Consider the following 16,129-nt stretch of genomic DNA (forward strand, 5'->3'; position numbering starts at 1 on the left):
GTCGCTCACGCCGCACGGGGCGTTGCCACGATACGCGGCGCCCGCCCTCGCTCGCCCACAAGCGCCTTCAATCGCGCCTTCTCCCGCTCTACCATCGGCCGCATGAGAGCACACAGCGAGCACGCGCGAACGGCGCAGGCGGGATATGCGGCGTGGCAGCGCGGCGACGCGGTCGCGGCGCGGCAGGCGTTCGAGACCGTCGCCGCGGCCGGCGTGGCGACGCCGCAGCTCTGGCTGCTGCTCGCCCAGGCGCGCGCCGCCACCGGCACCGAGCGCCGCGCGGTGGCCGAGGCGCTCGATCGCGTGCTCGCCGCCGAGCCGCGCGACCGCCAGGCGCTGGTGCTGCGCGGCGACTATGCCGAGGACGACCGCGCCGCCTGCTCGTTCTACGGATTGGCGCTGGCGAGCGCGTCCGAGGCCGAGCGGGCACAGCCGCCGCTCCGTGCCGCACAGGAACGGCTCGCGGCGGCGTCGCGGCGCTTCGCCGACCATCTGCGCGCCCAGGTGGCGGCCGCCGACGCGGGGCCGCGCTTCGCCGAGGCGGTAGCGCTGGTGACGGGCGAGAAGCAGCTGTACCTGCAGCAGCCGACCAGCTTCTTCTTCCCCGGCCTGCCGCACCGACAATTCTTCGACGCGGCGGAGTTCGACTGGGCGCCGGCACTCGTCGCCGCCGCACCGGCGATCCGGGCCGAGCTGGAGGCACTGATCGCGAGCGGCAGCGGCTCCGCGCCCTACGTCCAGGCCGACCCGACCCGCGCCAGCCGCGGTCACACGTTGCTCGACGACCCGCGCTGGAGCGCCTTCCACCTGCTAGAGAACGGCGCGCCTCACCCCGGGAACGCGCCGCGCTGCGCGGCGACGCTCGCGGCGCTGCCCGCCGCGCCGCTGCCGCACATCGCGGGCCGCTCGCCGATGGCGCTGTTCTCGGTGCTGCGACCGCACACGCATATCCCGGCGCATCACGGCATGCTCAACACGCGGTTGATCGTCCATCTGCCGCTGATCGTGCCCGAGCGCTGTCGCCTGCGCGTCGGCAACGAGGAGCGAGCGGTGCGCGCGGGCGAGCTGATGATCTTCGACGATTCGATCGAGCACGAGGCCTGGAACGACAGCGACGAGGCCCGCGTGGTGTTGTTGTTCGAGGTATGGCGTCCCGAGCTCACCGCGGCGGAGCGCGCCGGGCTGACGACGCTGTTCGGCGCCGTGGGGCTGTACCAGGGCGGGCAATAACGACGACGCCGCGTCGCACGAGCCGCCGCGAGCGACTGGCCCGAAAGGAGAACAACCGGATCGGCGCGACCGCTTCCCCTTCCCGCGCGCGCCCGATAAGCCTTGCCGCGGGGAAAAGTTCGGGGGATGGCGGGATGCGACGCGGGGCGTTCGTGGCAGCATTGTTGGTGGGCGTCGCGGTCGGGACGGCGGCGCACGCGGGCGACCGGCCGATCTATCAGAGCCCGCCCGCCTGGGTGGTACCCGCCCCCGCGATCGACACCAACAAGCTGACCGAGAGCTCGCCGATCCTCCTCCGGCTCGACAACCAGCAGCGGCTGGAGGGCGGGCGTGTCTGGAGCTATGTCGACTCCGCCACCCGGGCGGCGTCGTCGCAGCAGCTCGCCGAGATCGGCAACATCAAGCTGCCGTGGCAACCGTCACAGGGTGATCTGGTCATCCACGCGGTGGAAATAATACGCGGGTCGCAGCGGATCGATCTGGTCAAGGGCAGATCTCCCTTCACCGTCCTGCGACGCGAGACCGAGCTCGATCAGCGCATGATGGACGGCATGCTGACCGCGACGCTCGCCGCCGAGGGGCTGGCGGTCGGCGACGTGCTCCGCGTCGCCTTCTCGGTGACCCGCTCCGACCCGACGCTGGCCGGCAACGTGCAGTCGGCGGCGCCGCTGCTCGCCCAGCCCGCGCCGATCGGTTTCGGGCGGGTTCGGCTGAGCTGGCCGGAGACCAGCGACATCCGCTGGAAGGCCTATGCCGATGGCGTAAACGCCAAGCCGGTGAGCGCCGGCGGCTACCGCACGCTCGACGTCGCGCTGCCGCTCGCCAAGCAGCCCGAGCTGCCCGACGACGCGCCCGCGCGCTTCCGCAAGCTGCCGCTGCTCGAGGCGACGTCATTCGCCGACTGGTCGGCGGTGTCGAAGGCGATGGCGCCTCTCTATGCCACCGACGGGTCGATCGCCGCGGGCTCGCCGCTCGCCGCCGAGGTACGCCGGATCGAGCGCGCGAAGAGCACCCCGCTCGAACGCGCGGCGCTGGCCGTGCAGCTGGTCCAGGAGAAGATCAGCTACCTGATGCTGGGCATGGACACCGGCAATTACGTGCCGCAGACGCCGGCGCAGACCTGGGAGCGGCGCTACGGCGACTGCAAGGCCAAGACGCTGCTGCTGCTCGCCGTCCTGCGTGCGCTGCAGATCGAGGCCGAGCCCGTCGCGGCGAACCTCCAGATGGGCGATATGGCGGCCGAGCGGCTGCCGAGCCTCAGCGCCTTCAATCACGTGCTGGTGCGCGCGACGATCGACGGCAAGAGCTACTGGCTGGATGGCACCGGCGCGGGAACGCGGCTCGCCGACCTCGGCGATACCCCCCGGCTCGGGTCGGTGCTCCCGCTGCGGCCCGCGGGGGCGGCGCTGATGCCGGTGTTGCTCCACGCCGACGCGCGCCCGGACCTGACGATCGCGGTCGACCTGGACGATCGCGGCGCGCTCGACACGCCCTCCATCGTGAAGGCGGCGATCACGCTGCGCGGCGGGCTGGCCGAACAGATCGGTACCGCCGCCGCGCAGGCGAGCCAGGCACAGCGCGCCGAGATGGTGAGGCGGCTGCTGGGGCAGCAGGTCGGCAACGGCAACTACATCGACCCGGTGATCCGCTACGATCCGGCGGAGGGCGTGGCCGTGGTGAGCGCCACGGGGCTCGCGTCGACGCGATGGGCGCGGCGTGACGGTCGCTACCGGTTGGTGCTGGACGCCGCGGTGGGCAAGCTGGATTTCGCCCCCGACCGCGCGCGTGCCGCGTGGAAGTCGATCCCCGTGGCGTTGCCGGGCCCCGCCAGCATCGTCTACCGCACCACGCTACACCTCCCCGACGGCGGCAGAGGCTTCACGCTCGACGGCGATCGCGCGCTGCCCGAGGCGTTGGCGGGCACGCGGCTGAAGCGCTCCCTGGTGATGAACGGCGACACGGTGACGATCGAGGACCGGATCGATCAGGTCGGCGGCGAGATCGAGGTCGCGTCCATCCCCTCGCTCCGCGCCGCAGTATCGCAGGCGCGCGGCCGCTTGCTCACGGTGCTCGCGCCGACCGGTCCGGTGGGCACGCGGGCCTATTACGACGGCGCCCGCAAGGCGGGGGCGCTCGCGCCGACCGACGCCATGTTCGCGCGCGTCGTCGCGGACGATCCCAAGGACGCGGACGCGCTCACCTGGCGTGCGCGCTACCGTGCGGCGACGGGTGACCGCGCCGGCGGGATCGCCGACTATGGCGGCGCCATCACGATCGAGCCCAGCACCGACCGTTACCTCGCCCGTGCCGCCCTCTACGCCGCGCTCGGTGACGAGACCCGCCAGCACGCCGACCTGGAGGCCGCCTACACGCTCGATCCCGAGGCGGACGAGGTGCTCGGGGCCCTGGCGAACTACCGGGCCAATCACGGCGACGGCGACGGCGCCATCGCGCTGCTCGATCGGCGGATCGAGCGCGCCGGCAGCAAGGATCGCTACGACTGGATCGTCACCAAGGCCGGCGTCATGGCCGACGCCGGTCAGCGCGACGCCGCGCTGGCGATGCTGGACACGGTGATCACGGAACGACCCGGCAATGCCGGTCTGCTCAACATGCGCTGCTGGCTTCGTGGTACCGGCAACGTCGCGCTGGAGGCGGGGCTCAAGGACTGCACCAAGGCGATCGAACTGGCCGACGACCCCGACGCCGCGCTCGATAGCCGCGCCATGATCTACTATCGGATGAACCGCTTCGAGGACGCGCTCGCCGACGTCGGCGCGGCGCTGACCGACTCGCCGGACCTGGCGGCGAGCCTGTACATGCGCGGCGTGCTGCTCGGCCGGCTGGGCCGCAGGGGCGAGAGCGAGGCCGAGCTGGCCAAGGCGCGGCTGGTCTATCCGCAGATCGATCGCGATTATCGACGCTACGGTATCGCCCCGTGACGTGAGCGAGCGCTGCGCGGTGCGGGCGCCTCAGCCCTCGCGCGCCAGCGCTCTCAGCCGGTACAAGGTATCGAGCGCCTCGCGCGGTGTCAGCGCGTCGACGTCGAGCGCCTCCACCTCGGCGCGGATGGCGTCGCACTGTGCTTCCTCCGCCTGCGCCGCGGCGGCGAACAGCGGCAGGTCGTCGAGCCCCGCCGCCAGGCCGCCGGTCCTGGCGCGTCCCGCCTCCAGCTTGGCGAGCACGGCCTTGGCGCGCTGCACCGTCGCCGGCGGCATGCCCGCGAGCCGCGCCACCGCGAGCCCATAGCTGCGGTCCGCCGGGCCGTCGGCGACCTCGTGGAGCAGCACCAGCTCGCCCTTCCACTCGCGCGCGCGGACGTGGTGGAGCGACAGCGACTCGCACCGTTCGGCCAGCCGCGTCAGCTCGTGATAGTGCGTCGCGAACAGGCAGCGGCAGCGGTTGTCCTCGTGGATCGCCTCCACCACCGCCCAGGCGATCGCCAACCCGTCATAGGTGCTCGTCCCGCGCCCGACCTCGTCGAGGATCACGAAGCTTCGCTCGGTCGCCTGCGCCAGGATCGCCGCGGTCTCGACCATCTCGACCATGAAGGTGGAGCGCCCGCGCGCGAGATTGTCCGACGCGCCGACGCGACTGAACAGTCGGTCGACCAGCCCCAGCCGTGCCGCCGCGGCAGGCACATAGGCGCCCGCCTGCGCCAGCACCGCGATCAGCGCGTTCTGGCGCAGGAAGGTCGACTTGCCGCCCATGTTCGGCCCGGTGACGAGCCACAGCCGCGCCGCGTCGCCGCCGAGTGCGCAGTCGTTGGCGACGAAGCGGTCGCCGCCCTTCGCCAGCGCGGCCTCGACCACGGGGTGCCGGCCCTCGCGCACGTCGAAACAGGCGTCCGCGGTGAAGCTCGGTCGCGTCCACGCGCCCTCCGCGGCACGCTCGGCCAGGCCGGCGGCGACGTCGAGGCGCGCTAACGCGTCGGCGGTCGCCGCGATCGCCTCGCGTTTGGCGAGCGCGGTGGCGGTGAGCTCTTCCAGATGCGCGGCCTCCGCCGCGAGCGCGTGCGCGCCCGCCTGGGTGACGCTGGCGGCCACCTCGTGCAGCTCGGGCGCGTTGAAGCGCACCACGCCGGCCAAGGTCTGGCGATGGGTGAAGCCCGAGTCGGCGCGCATCAGCGGGTCGGCGGCGCGCGCGGGCACCTCGATGTGATAACCGAGCACGCCGTTGTGGCGGATCTTGAGCGCCGCGATCTTGGTGCGCTCCCGGAAACTCGCCTCCAGCGCGGCGATCGCGCGACGGCCGCCGCTACCGGTCTCGCGCAGGGCGTCCAGCGCGGCGTCATAGCCCGCGGCGATATAGCCGCCGTCGCTCGCCTCGATCGGCGGCGCCGGCACGAGCGCGCGCTTGAGCAGGTCGATCAGCGCGCCGTGGCCACGCAGCAGCGGCGCCAGCGCGCGCAGCAGCGCGGGCGCCGGCTCCACCGCGCCGAGCCGCTCGCCGATCGTCCAGGCGCCGTCGAGCCCGTCGCGGAGCTGGCCGAGGTCGCGCGGGCTGCCCCGCCCCGCCGCGAGCCGCCCCAGCGCGCGACCGATATCGGGCAGCGCGCGCAGCGCGGCGCGCACGCGCTCGCGTAGCGCGGGATCGTCGTGGAGGAGCTGGACGAGGTCGAGCCGCGCCTCGATCGCCTCGCGCGCCATCAGCGGCGCGCCCAGATCGGCGGCGAGCAGCCGCGCCCCCGCGCCGGTGACGGTGCGGTCGACCGCGTCGAGCAGGCTCCCCTTGCGCTGCCCCGCGGCGGTGCAGGTCAGCTCCAGGCTCTCGCGCGTGGCGGCGTCGATCGCCATCGCGTCGCGCGCGGCGGCGAGTACCGGCGGGCGCAGGAAGGGCAGCTGCCCCTTGGCGGTATGGTCGAGATAGGCGACCAGCCCGCCCGCCGCGGCGAGTGCGGCGCGGCCGAACTGGCCGAAGCCGTCGAGCGTCGCCACGCCGAACAATCGCTTCAGCCGCGCCTCGCCCGCGCCGCTGTCGAACTCGCCACGCGGGCGCCGCACCGTCGCGGGAGCGTCACTCTCCTCCACGGCGATCACCTCGGCGGCACCGAGCCGCGCGAGCTCGGCGGCGAGACCGGCGCGATCGCAGGCGATCACCTCGAAACGGCCGGTGGAGACGTCCGCCGCGGCGAGCGCTACCTCGCCCGCCGCCTCGCCCACCGCGACGCACCAGTTGGCGGCGCGCGAGTCGAGCAGCGTCTCCTCGGTCAGCGTGCCGGCGGTGACGACGCGGACGATCGCGCGCTCGACCAGCGCCTTGGAGCCGCGCGCCTTGCGCGCCGCCTCGGGCGTCTCGGTCTGCTCGGCGATGGCGACGCGGTGGCCGGCCCTGATGAGACGCTGGAGATAGGCGGTCGCCGCGTGGACCGGCACGCCGCACATCGGGATCTTCTCGCCCGCGTGCTCGCCGCGCGAGGTGAGCGCGATGTCGAGCACCTGGGCCGCGATCCGCGCGTCGTCGAAGAACAGTTCGAAGAAGTCGCCCATGCGGTAGAACAGCAGGCAGTCCGCCGCCTCCGCCTTGAGCGCGAGATATTGCGCCATCATCGGCGTGGGGGCGGTCATAAGATCTGGTCCGGGGCAAGGTTCGGGGAAAGCGGGCCGCGCCGCGTCATGCATCAGGCGCGGTCGGTGCTCCGGAAACGGTCGAGCGGGCGATCATGAGACTCGTCATCGCGACGAACATAGCCGCGCGGCAGCCGATCTGCCAATCAACCGACGGAACGAGCGCGTCAGTCTGGTCGCCGTGCGCCGTGCGCCGTGCCGGACGGAGAGGACATAGACCATGTCCCCGACAACGTCATAGCGCAGGAGATAGGGTGGCACCGTCGCCAACTCTCGGGAGCCATCGCGCATGAGCCGGCCTCGTTGCGGGAAGTCGGTCAGGCTGTCGGCCAGGCGATAGAGGCGATGCTTGAGGCGCTCAGCGGCCCTGCGATCGAACATCTCGACATAGGCGACGATCCGCTCGACTTCGGTCAGCGCCATCGCCGACCAAACGGCCTCAGCCATGCCGCGAGGCGAGCCACTCCTTGAACGTGGCGCGCCCAGGCTTGTCCCAGGTCTCGATCCACTCGGCGACGACCGCATGCGGGTAGACCCGACCGGCAGCGATGTCGGCGCGCGCACGAGCGATCGACTCCGCCTCTGCCGCGTCGTCCTCTTGATCGGAGATGCCGTGCCAGTGCGCCATGCACCTTCCTTAAACTCTTCCCACCGACACGACCCCACATGCTTTGACCGCAATCGGCGGGATGCACGCTCCCGCCGCGCCCGCTACAGCTGCCGCCATGCTCTACCGCACCACCATAGACTCGCCCGTCGGCACGCTCACCCTGGTCGCCAGCGACGACGGACTCGTCGCCGTCCTGTGGCCCGACGACGCGCCCGGCCGCGTCCGCCTCGCCGCCGCCGAGGAGCGTGCCGACCATCCCGTGCTCGCCAGCGCAGTGACCCAGATCGGCGAGTATTTCGCCGGCCAGCGCCGCGACTTCGACCTGCCGCTCGCCCCCGTCGGCAGCCCCTTCCAGCGCGCGGTGTGGGCCGCGCTCGCCGCCATCCCGCACGGCGAGACGCGCAGCTACGCCGACATCGCGCGCGCCATCGGACGGCCCACCGCCAGCCGCGCGGTCGGCGCCGCCAACGGGCGCAACCCGCTGTCGATCGTGGTGCCCTGCCACCGCGTGATCGGCGCCTCGGGCCAGCTCACCGGCTTCGCCGGCGGGCTCGCCGCCAAGCAACACTTGCTCGCGCACGAGCGACGTTAGCGACGGTTTTCAAACGCGCACGCCTTCCCTAGAGGAAGGTCATGACCGACGATCGCACCGCCACCGAGACGCGCCACGACCAGTTCTCCGAGCGCGAGGCCCTGCTGTTCCACTCGGAAGGACGCCCGGGCAAGATCGAGATCATCGCCTCCAAGCCGATGGCGACGCAGCGCGACCTGGCGCTGGCCTATTCGCCCGGCGTCGCCGTGCCGGTGAAGGCGATCGCGGAGGATCCGGCCACTGCCTACGATTATACCGCCAAGGGGAACCTGGTCGCGGTGATCTCGAATGGCACCGCGATCCTCGGCCTCGGCAACCTCGGCGCGCTCGCCTCCAAGCCGGTGATGGAGGGCAAGGCGGTGCTGTTCAAGCGCTTCGCCGACGTCGACTCGATCGACCTCGAGCTCAAGACCGAGGACGTCAACCGCTTCATCGACGCGGTCGAGCTGATGGAGCCGAGCTTCGGCGGCATCAACCTGGAGGACATCAAGGCGCCCGAGTGCTTCATCATCGAGCAGGCCCTGCGCGAGCGGATGAACATTCCCGTCTTCCACGACGACCAGCACGGCACCGCGATCATCTGCGCCGCCGGCCTGATTAACGCCTGTCTGCTCACCGGCCGCCAGCTCTCCTCGGTCAAGGTCGTCGTCAACGGCGCCGGCGCGGCCGCGATCGCCTGCACCGAGCTGATCAAGGCCATGGGCGTGCGCGCCGACAACGTGCTGATCTGCGACCGCACCGGCGTGATCTACCAGGGCCGCGACGACGTGAACCAGTGGCAGTCGGCGCACGCCGCCAACACCGACCGCCGCACGCTGACCGAGGCGCTGCACGGCGCCGACGTGTTCCTCGGCCTCTCCGCCGCGGGCGCGCTCAAGCCCGAGATGGTCAAGGACATGGCGCCCGCGCCGATCATCTTCGCGATGGCCAACCCCGAGCCGGAGATCCGCCCCGAGCTCGCCAAGGCGGCGCGGCCCGACGCCATCGTCGCCACCGGTCGGTCGGACTATCCGAACCAGGTCAACAACGTGCTGGGCTTCCCCTTCATCTTCCGCGGCGCGCTCGACGTGCGCGCCACCGGCATCAACGACGAGATGAAGATCGCCGCCGCCAACGCCATCGCCGAGCTGGCGCGCGACCGCGTGCCCGAGGAGGTCGCCGCCGCCTATGGCACGCGCCACACCTTCGGGCCGGACTATATCATCCCCGCGCCGTTCGACCCGCGGCTGATGGAGATGGTGTCGGTCGCGGTCGCGCAGGCGGCGATGGACTCGGGCGTCGCCACCAAGCCGATCACCGACATGAACGGCTATCGCGAGTCGCTGCGCGCGCGGCTCAACCCCACCACCGCGGTGCTGAGCCTCGCCTACGAGGGCGCCAAGGCCAACCCCAAGCGCGTGCTCTTCGCCGAGGGCGAGGAAGAGGTGGTGCTGCGCGCCGCCATCGCCTTCAAGGAGGGTGGCTACGGCACCCCGGTGCTGGTCGGGCGCGAGGACGTGTACGACAATCTCCGCGCGCTCGGGATCGAGAACCCCGAGGAGTACGAGCTGCACAACAGCCGCGTCTCGCCGCTGGTGCCGAAGATGGTCGACTTCCTCTACCAGCGGCTCCAGCGCCGCGGCTTCCTGCGCCGCGAGGTCGAGCGGATGATCAACCAGGACCGCAACATCTTCGGCGCGGTGCTGCTCCAGCTCGGCGAGGCCGACGCGATGATCACCGGCGTCACCCGCCCCTGGGCGCAGTCGATGCGCGAGATCAAGCGCGTGATCGATCCGGCGCCGGGCCGCACCGCCTTCGGCATCCACGTGCTGGTGGGGCAGTCGCACACCGTCTTCATCGCCGACACGACGGTGAACGAGCGCCCCAACGCGGAGGAACTCGCCGACATCGCCGAGCAGACCGCGACCGTCGCGCGCCAGATGGGGCACGAGCCGCGCGTCGCCTTCCTCAGCTATTCCACCTTCGGCAACCCGACCGGCCAGTGGCTCGATAATATCCGCGAGGCGGTCAACGTGCTCGACCAGCGCCAGGTGGGCTTCGAATATGAGGGCGAGATGGCGCCCGACGTCGCGCTCAACCCCAAGCAGCTGGCGAACTACCCGTTCGCGCGGCTGTCGGGGCCGGCCAACATCCTCGTCATGCCCGGCCTGCAATCGGCCAATATCTCGGCGAAGCTGCTGCGCGAGCTGGGCGGCGACGACATGATCGGGCCGATGCTGGTGGGCATGGAGAAGCCCGTGCAGATCGCGCCGATGACCTCCACCGCGAGCGAGCTGGTGACGCTGGCGGTGCTCGCCGCGGGCGGCATCGCGCGCTGAGGCGCGGCGCCGGCGCGCGGCGCGCGCCGGCGGTGGCGTGAGCGACCGGGGCGCGCGGCCAGCGGGTCGCGGGTCGCCGGTGGTGGCGCGACCGGACGTCGATCCGTTGGATCGCCGAGGGGCGCCGTACGGTCCGACACGACTCGACGTTGGTGTCGGCTCGCTCGCGCGGCTCCAACATGACTCAACATTGGCGTGCTGTCGGCAGGCGCCGCTCCATCATGACTCAACAGTCGCCGCGTCCGGTCGTCGCGCCGCACGAGCGTCAAGCGATCGTCGTCGCGTCCTTTCGCCCGCGAAGCCCTCTGGCGGCCGAGCGCGAACGTTGCGAATGTTGAGTCGCTGACGCGTCTGCGGCGACGCGCGCGCGACCGTGATGCTACCGGGCGCCGGCGCACGCGACGGCGATGAGACAGAGCGTCGACACGCCTGCCATACGGCCACCCGCGTAGGACAGCCCGCCGCCGTTGATACGATCGCGTGCCACTTCTCCCCCAAGCTGCATGCTCCTACGCGCGGGAGCCCAGGACCTCGCACGTCGCGCGCACGGCCCTGGCTCCGTCATTCGCCGGAGCACGGATCTCCCGAGGTATAGACCTCGCTAGCGCTCGGTCCCGAACCAGGCGGCGGCGTCCTCGCCGTAGAGCAGCACGATCGCGAGCGCCTCCACGCCGAGCTGGAGCGCGGAGGTGCCGACGAGGAGCGCGTCCTGCTCGGGCAGCGGCGCGACCAGCCCCGCCCCGCGCAGGAACGCCAGGCTGGTCGCCACGCTCAGCAGCCAGCGCCACGCCAGCGCGCCGCGCGCGCTGCGACTGGCACCGAACACCACCAGCACCATCAGGAGCAACGCCAGCCCCAGGCCGGCGACGCGGATCAGCTGGATGCGCGTCATCAGCATCGCCGCGGCCTCGGGCGGCAGCTCGAAGGCAAAGTGCGTCGCGGCGGTGAGCTGACAGACCATCGCCGCCGAGAGCAGCAGGCTGAGCGCGAACAGCCCCGCGAACAGCCGGATCGATAGATGATGCGCCATGACGATCCCCAGCGTCGATGCGCGGACGGGCTAACGTCAGGGCACTACCGCACGCTTAACGCTCATGCGGCGCGCCCCATTCTCTGCTCCGGGACGAGGTGCTTAGCCGGAGGCGATCGGCAGCGTCACGGCAGCAGCAGCGACGCGTCCCCATAGGAGTAGAAGCGATACTCCCGCGCGATCGCGTGCGCGTAGGCCGCCTGCATCCGCTCCAGCCCCATCAGCGCCGAGACCAGCATGAACAGGGTCGAGCGCGGCAGGTGGAAGTTGGTCATCAGCCCGTCGACGCCGCGGAAGCGGTAGCCCGGCGTGATGAAGATCGCGGTGTCGCCCTCGAACGGGCGGACGATGCCGTCCTCCCCCGCGGCGCTCTCGATCAGCCGCAGCGAGGTGGTGCCCACCGCGATCACGCGCCCGCCGCGCGCGCGCACCGCGTTGAGCCGGTCGGCGGTGGCCTGGTCGATGCGGCCCCACTCGGCGTGCATCTTGTGGTCGGCGGTGTCCTCCGCCTTGACCGGCAGGAAGGTGCCCGCGCCGACGTGGAGCGTCAGCGTCGTGTGCTCCACGCCCGCCGCGGCGAGCCGATCGAGCAGCGCGGGCGTGAAGTGCAGCGCGGCGGTCGGCGCCGCGACCGCACCGGGCGCGGCGGCGAACATCGTCTGGTAATCGTCCGCGTCGCGCGCGTCGGCGGCGCGCTTGCCCGCGATATAGGGCGGCAGCGGCATCCGCCCGGCGAGCTCGAGCAGCAGCTCGACCGGCTCGTCGCCGGCGAAGTCGAGTGCCCAGCTGCCGTCCTCCGCGCGGTCGCGCGCGGTGGCGCTCACGCCCGCGCCGAAGTCGACCGTGTCGCCGTCGCGCAGCCGTTTGGCGTTGCGCACGAAGGCGCGCCAGCGACGCGGCCCCTCGCGCTTGTGCAGCGTCGCGCCGATCCGCGCCGCGCCGCGCGTGCCCTCGAGCTGTGCGGGGATCACGCGCGTGTCGTTGAAGACGAGCAGGTCGCCCGCGCGCAGCGCCTCGGGCAGGTCGGCGACGATGCGGTCGTCGAGCCCGTCGCCGCGCACCACGAGCAGGCGCGCGGCGTCGCGCGGGCTCGCCGGGCGCAGCGCGATCCGCTCCGGCGGCAGCTCGAAGTCGAAGAGGTCGACGTTCATCGGCGTCGCGCGCGCCGGCTCAGCGGCGGCGCGGCGCCGGCTTGGCGCGCGGCGCCGGGCGGGTCGTCGCCGCCGGCGTCGCGCCCGGCAGCGTCGGCGTGGTACCCGGCAGCGTCGGCAGCGCGGCCGGCGCGGCTGCGGGCAGCGGCTGGTACGCCGGCGGATTGTCCGAGGCGATATAGGCGTGGACGATCCGCGACGGGTTCGTCGGCGGCTCGCCGCGCTCGATCGCGTCGACGTAGTTCATCCCCGACGTGACGCGGCCGAACACGGTGTACTTCTTGTCGAGCGAGAAGCGCGGCTGGAAGACGATGTAGAACTGGCTGTTCGCGCTGTCCTCCTTCTCGGCGCGCGCGGCGGCGACCGAGCCGCGCACGTGCGGCAGATAGTTGAACTCGGCGGGCAGGTCCGGCAGCGAGCTGCCGCCGGTGCCGTCGCCCTTGGGGTCGCCGCCCTGCGCCATGAAGCCGTCGATCACGCGGTGGAACACCAGTCCGTCGTAGAAGTGCTGGCGGGTGAGCTGCTTGATCCGCTCGACCATCTTCGGCGCGACGTCGGGGCGCAGCGCGATCTCCACGCGACCGCCGGTGGAGAGGTCGAGCAGCCAGATGTTGGTCTTGTCGCCCAGCGGCGGCGGCGCGAGCCGCTCCTGCGCCGCGACGGGGGCGGCGGTGAGCACGGCGGCGGCGAAGAGGGCGGACAGGAGGGCGGACGGGCGCATCGGTGCTTTCGGGTCTGTCGGGAGAGTGTCAGCGGCGGCGTCTAGACCAGATTCACGCTTGCGCCAAACTGAATGGGGGTGGTCTCCGTCGCGGCGCAGATGAGCGGGCGGTTGCTTCCTCAACCGCCCCTCCCCTCACCCGCCGCGCCGCCCCACCAGCGCGACCCGCTCGACCACCTCCTGGCATACCGCGGCGGTGACGAACTTGCGGATGTCACCGCCGAACAGCGCGATCTCCTTGACCAGCTTGGAGGCGATCGGCTGCAGCCCGACGTCGGCCATCAGGAAGACGGTCTCGATCCGGTCGTTGAGCTGCTGGTTCATTCCCGCCATCTGATATTCGTACTCGAAGTCGGCGACGGCGCGCAGCCCGCGCACGATCATCGTCGCGCCCTCGCGCTCGGCGAAGTCCATCAGCAGCGAGTCGAACTCCACCACGTGGATCTCGCCGCCGATCGCGGCGACCTCGCGCTGCACCATCGCCATCCGCTCGGCCACGCTGAACATCGGCGACTTGCTGGGATTGGTGGTGACGCCGATCACCAGCCGGTCGACCAGCTTGGCGCCGCGACGGATGATGTCCATGTGCCCGAGCGTGATCGGGTCGAACGTGCCCGGATAGACGCCGACGCGCGCGCCCACGCCGGTCACCCGCGCCGCTCGGTGACGAAGCGCGCGATCGCGCGCAGCAGCTCGGCCTCGTCGCCGTAGCTGCGCAGGTGGTCGATCGCCTGCTCGACCAGCATCTGCGACTGCTGCTTGGCGCGCTCGACGCCGAGCAGCGAGACGAAGGTCTCCTTGCCCGCCTCGCCGTCCTTGCGCAGCTTCTTGCCGGCGAGCTGCTCGTCGCCCTCGACGTCGAGCAGGTCGTCGACGATCTGGAAGGCGAGGCCGAGGTCGTGCGCGTAGCCGCGCAGGTGCCGGCGGCCGTCGGGCGCGACGCGGCCGAGGATCGCGCCCGCCTCCACCGCCGCGCCGATCAGCGCGCCGGTCTTCATCTGCTGGAGCCGCGTGACCGTGCCGAGGTCGAAGGCGGCGCCGTCGGCCTTGAGGTCCATCGCCTGACCGCCCGCCATGCCGCTCGGGCCGGAGGCGCGCGCGAGGTCGGCGACCAGCTCGGCGCGGACGAACGGGTCGGCGTGGGTGGCGGGATCGGCGAGCACCTCGAAGGCGAGCGCGTGGAGGCAGTCGCCCGCCAGGATCGCGGTGGCCTCGTCGAACGCCTTGTGGACGGTGGCCTTGCCGTGGCGCAGGTCGTCGTCGTCCATCGCGGGCAGGTCGTCGTGGATCAGCGAGTAAGCGTGGATCGCCTCGAGCGCGACCGCGGCGCGCGCCGCGCTGTCGCGCGCCACGTCGAACAGCCGCGCGGTGGCGAACACCAGCAGCGGGCGGAGCCGCTTGCCCCCGCCGATCGTGGCGTGGCGCATCGCGCGGTACAGGTCGGCGCGGGGATCGTCGGGCACCGGGAGCAGCGCGTCGAAGCGGCGGTCCATCTCGGCCGCGACTTCCTTGAGCGCGGCCTGCAACCGGGGCGACGCGGTGGCGGTGATGGTCATCCCGCGGCGAAGGGCTCGGTGGCGGCGGGGCGGCCGTCGGCGCCGAGCCGGATCGCCTCGATCCGCGCCTGCGCGGCGTCGAGCCGGTCGGCGCAGCGCTGCCGCAGCGCGCTGCCGCGCTCGTAGAGCCGGATCGCCTCCTCCAGCGGGGTATCGCCCGACTCGAGCCGGGCGACGATCGCCTCCAGCTCGCGTAGGCCGGCCTCGAACGACAGCGTCTCGATGTCCTGCTCCATCAGCCGGCTATGCGATGGGGGGTGCTCTGGGTCAAGGAGATGGGGATCGCGGTGGGGTGGGTGCGGCTACATCCTCGTCCCCCGTCCGTTCGGCTCGACTGGGTATCGAGCTCGTCGAGAGCGCGTATCGATAGCGCGCCACCTGCGGCACCTTCTCGATACGCCGTCTCGGCAAGCTCGACGGCTACTCGAAGCGAACGGAGTGGGTAGCGATTTAATGAACGGGATAGGCAGCGGGTCGACGACGCGTGGAGGGGCCCGACTTCTGCGAGGCGCTCAGGTCGGCTCCCGGCGCCATCTGCCTCACTCCCCACACCCGTTCGGCTCGAGTAGCGATCGAGCTTGTCGAGAGCGCGTATCGAGAGCGTGCCACTAGCGGCACCTCCTCGATACGCCGCCTTGGCAGGCTCGACGGCTACTCGAAGCCAACGGAATGAGGTGGGCCAACTGCCCTACCGCCGCCACTTCTCCACCGCGGCCGCATACGCCTCCGCTGCCAGCTGTCGGGCCGCCTCTAGCTTCGCTCGTTCCCGCTCATGCCGCCGTCCCGCCTCGCGGCGCTCGCGGTCGAGCGCGGCTTGGCGCTCGGCGAACGCCTTCTCCTCGTCGCGTCGGCGTGCGTCCTCCTGCTCCAGCGCCGCCTCGGCCGCCTCCAGCTCGGCGCGGCTCGGGCGTGGGGCGGGCGGCTTCGTCGCAGCCTTGGATCGCGCCGTCCTCGACCGCGGCACCTCCTCCTCTGCCTTGCGCGCGCGCTTCGGCCGGTCCGGCGGCAGCGCCGCGAGCTGCTCCGCCGCGCTGCCGCGCGAGCGCCGCACCACCTCGCCGGGACGCGCCAGCGGCTCCTCCATCAGCGCCGCGTCGGTCACCTCCTCGGCCACGCCGCGCGCGAACAGATCGGCGTCGGCGCCCCAGGCGGCCAGCGCCGCCTTGCGACTCGGCGCCGCGACATAGGCGTCGTGGAACCCGGCCGGGGTGCGGAACACCTTGAGCTTGCGCGCCATCCCTCGCCCCTCCGGGCGGCCGCGCGCCCTCGGCCACAATCGCTTACGCCAGCGCGCCGTTCCACCCTTCCCCGCCCGCGCCCCCGCTGCTATCGCCCGCGGCGATCGAGAGTTTCG

14 protein-coding genes are annotated in these 16,129 nt (G+C 72.2%); 4 read left to right on the plus strand and 10 right to left on the minus strand.

Features of this window, described 5'->3' with window-relative positions; translation table 11 throughout:
* Positions 1–102: 102 nt before the first annotated feature.
* Both FHY05_RS00720 and FHY05_RS00725 read left to right on the plus strand, forming a co-directional pair.
* On the plus strand, positions 103–1,230 hold the full coding sequence (locus FHY05_RS00720; RefSeq protein WP_183942517.1) for an aspartyl/asparaginyl beta-hydroxylase domain-containing protein: 1,128 nt from the start codon (positions 103–105) through the stop codon (positions 1,228–1,230).
* 134 nt (positions 1,231–1,364) lie between these two features.
* Complete coding sequence (locus FHY05_RS00725; RefSeq protein ID WP_183942518.1) at positions 1,365–4,172, plus strand: DUF3857 domain-containing protein; 2,808 nt, start codon at positions 1,365–1,367, stop codon at positions 4,170–4,172.
* Between the two features lie 30 nt (positions 4,173–4,202).
* On the opposite strand, the gene mutS is transcribed toward FHY05_RS00725, so the two are convergent.
* The 3 genes from mutS to FHY05_RS00740 all read right to left on the minus strand — a co-directional run bounded on the left by mutS (position 4,203) and on the right by FHY05_RS00740 (position 7,425).
* Entirely contained in the window at positions 4,203–6,779 is a 2,577-nt protein-coding gene (gene mutS, locus FHY05_RS00730; RefSeq protein ID WP_183942935.1) for a DNA mismatch repair protein MutS, read from the minus strand.
* 123 nt (positions 6,780–6,902) lie between these two features.
* On the minus strand, positions 6,903–7,220 hold the full coding sequence (locus FHY05_RS00735; RefSeq protein ID WP_260181072.1) for a type II toxin-antitoxin system RelE/ParE family toxin: 318 nt from the start codon (positions 7,218–7,220) through the stop codon (positions 6,903–6,905).
* 16 nt (positions 7,221–7,236) lie between these two features.
* On the minus strand, positions 7,237–7,425 hold the full coding sequence (locus FHY05_RS00740; protein WP_183942520.1) for an antitoxin: 189 nt from the start codon (positions 7,423–7,425) through the stop codon (positions 7,237–7,239).
* Between the two features lie 97 nt (positions 7,426–7,522).
* On the opposite strand from FHY05_RS00740, the gene FHY05_RS00745 reads away from it, so the two are divergent.
* The gene (locus FHY05_RS00745) at positions 7,523–7,999 is read left to right on the plus strand and encodes a methylated-DNA--[protein]-cysteine S-methyltransferase (RefSeq protein WP_183942521.1); all 477 of its coding nucleotides are present in this window, start codon (positions 7,523–7,525) and stop codon (positions 7,997–7,999) included.
* A gap of 41 nt (positions 8,000–8,040) precedes the next feature.
* Positions 8,041–10,317, plus strand: a complete 2,277-nt coding sequence (locus FHY05_RS00750; RefSeq protein WP_183942522.1) for an NADP-dependent malic enzyme — start codon at positions 8,041–8,043, stop codon at positions 10,315–10,317.
* Between the two features lie 601 nt (positions 10,318–10,918).
* On the opposite strand, the gene FHY05_RS00755 is transcribed toward FHY05_RS00750, so the two are convergent.
* The 7 genes from FHY05_RS00755 to FHY05_RS00785 form a co-directional block, all read right to left on the minus strand.
* The gene (locus FHY05_RS00755; RefSeq protein ID WP_183942523.1) at positions 10,919–11,347 is read right to left on the minus strand and encodes a hypothetical protein; all 429 of its coding nucleotides are present in this window, start codon (positions 11,345–11,347) and stop codon (positions 10,919–10,921) included.
* Positions 11,348–11,472: 125 nt separating this feature from the next.
* Positions 11,473–12,498 carry a tRNA preQ1(34) S-adenosylmethionine ribosyltransferase-isomerase QueA gene (queA, locus tag FHY05_RS00760; RefSeq protein ID WP_183942524.1) on the minus strand — a complete coding sequence of 342 codons (1,026 nt, stop codon included), beginning with the start codon at positions 12,496–12,498 and terminating at the stop codon, positions 11,473–11,475.
* A 19-nt stretch (positions 12,499–12,517) separates the two neighbouring features.
* Positions 12,518–13,219 carry a peptidylprolyl isomerase gene (locus FHY05_RS00765; protein WP_183942525.1) on the minus strand — a complete coding sequence of 234 codons (702 nt, stop codon included), beginning with the start codon at positions 13,217–13,219 and terminating at the stop codon, positions 12,518–12,520.
* Between the two features lie 135 nt (positions 13,220–13,354).
* Complete coding sequence (gene coaD / locus FHY05_RS00770) at positions 13,355–13,861, minus strand: pantetheine-phosphate adenylyltransferase (protein ID WP_132907715.1); 507 nt, start codon at positions 13,859–13,861, stop codon at positions 13,355–13,357.
* 5 nt (positions 13,862–13,866) lie between these two features.
* Positions 13,867–14,775 (minus strand): polyprenyl synthetase family protein, encoded by a 909-nt coding sequence (locus FHY05_RS00775; RefSeq protein ID WP_183942526.1) that lies wholly within the window; start codon positions 14,773–14,775, stop codon positions 13,867–13,869.
* Positions 14,772–15,011 carry an exodeoxyribonuclease VII small subunit gene (locus FHY05_RS00780; protein WP_183942527.1) on the minus strand — a complete coding sequence of 80 codons (240 nt, stop codon included), beginning with the start codon at positions 15,009–15,011 and terminating at the stop codon, positions 14,772–14,774. Before FHY05_RS00780 ends, FHY05_RS00775 begins: the two co-directional genes overlap by 4 nt.
* 452 nt (positions 15,012–15,463) lie before the next feature.
* Positions 15,464–16,012 (minus strand): hypothetical protein, encoded by a 549-nt coding sequence (locus FHY05_RS00785; RefSeq protein WP_183942528.1) that lies wholly within the window; start codon positions 16,010–16,012, stop codon positions 15,464–15,466.
* Between the last annotated feature and the right edge of the window lie 117 nt (positions 16,013–16,129).

It is taken from the genome of Sphingomonas sp. BK580 (assembly GCF_014194975.1).
Classification (GTDB): Bacteria; Pseudomonadota; Alphaproteobacteria; order Sphingomonadales; family Sphingomonadaceae; genus Sphingomonas.

What these genes read in the sequence shown, in the direction of transcription:
- FHY05_RS00720 (WP_183942517.1), top strand. Translation starts at nt 103, where the DNA reads ATGAGAGCACACAGCGAGCACGCGCGAACGGCGCAGGCGGGATATGCG.
- FHY05_RS00725 (WP_183942518.1), top strand. Translation starts at nt 1,365, where the DNA reads ATGCGACGCGGGGCGTTCGTGGCAGCATTGTTGGTGGGCGTCGCGGTC.
- mutS (WP_183942935.1), bottom strand. Translation starts at nt 6,779, where the DNA reads ATGATGGCGCAATATCTCGCGCTCAAGGCGGAGGCGGCGGACTGCCTG.
- FHY05_RS00735 (WP_260181072.1), bottom strand. Translation starts at nt 7,220, where the DNA reads ATGGCGCTGACCGAAGTCGAGCGGATCGTCGCCTATGTCGAGATGTTC.
- FHY05_RS00740 (WP_183942520.1), bottom strand. Translation starts at nt 7,425, where the DNA reads ATGGCGCACTGGCACGGCATCTCCGATCAAGAGGACGACGCGGCAGAG.
- FHY05_RS00745 (WP_183942521.1), top strand. Translation starts at nt 7,523, where the DNA reads ATGCTCTACCGCACCACCATAGACTCGCCCGTCGGCACGCTCACCCTG.
- FHY05_RS00750 (WP_183942522.1), top strand. Translation starts at nt 8,041, where the DNA reads ATGACCGACGATCGCACCGCCACCGAGACGCGCCACGACCAGTTCTCC.
- FHY05_RS00755 (WP_183942523.1), bottom strand. Translation starts at nt 11,347, where the DNA reads ATGGCGCATCATCTATCGATCCGGCTGTTCGCGGGGCTGTTCGCGCTC.
- queA (WP_183942524.1), bottom strand. Translation starts at nt 12,498, where the DNA reads ATGAACGTCGACCTCTTCGACTTCGAGCTGCCGCCGGAGCGGATCGCG.
- FHY05_RS00765 (WP_183942525.1), bottom strand. Translation starts at nt 13,219, where the DNA reads ATGCGCCCGTCCGCCCTCCTGTCCGCCCTCTTCGCCGCCGCCGTGCTC.
- FHY05_RS00775 (WP_183942526.1), bottom strand. Translation starts at nt 14,775, where the DNA reads ATGACCATCACCGCCACCGCGTCGCCCCGGTTGCAGGCCGCGCTCAAG.
- FHY05_RS00780 (WP_183942527.1), bottom strand. Translation starts at nt 15,011, where the DNA reads ATGGAGCAGGACATCGAGACGCTGTCGTTCGAGGCCGGCCTACGCGAG.
- FHY05_RS00785 (WP_183942528.1), bottom strand. Translation starts at nt 16,012, where the DNA reads ATGGCGCGCAAGCTCAAGGTGTTCCGCACCCCGGCCGGGTTCCACGAC.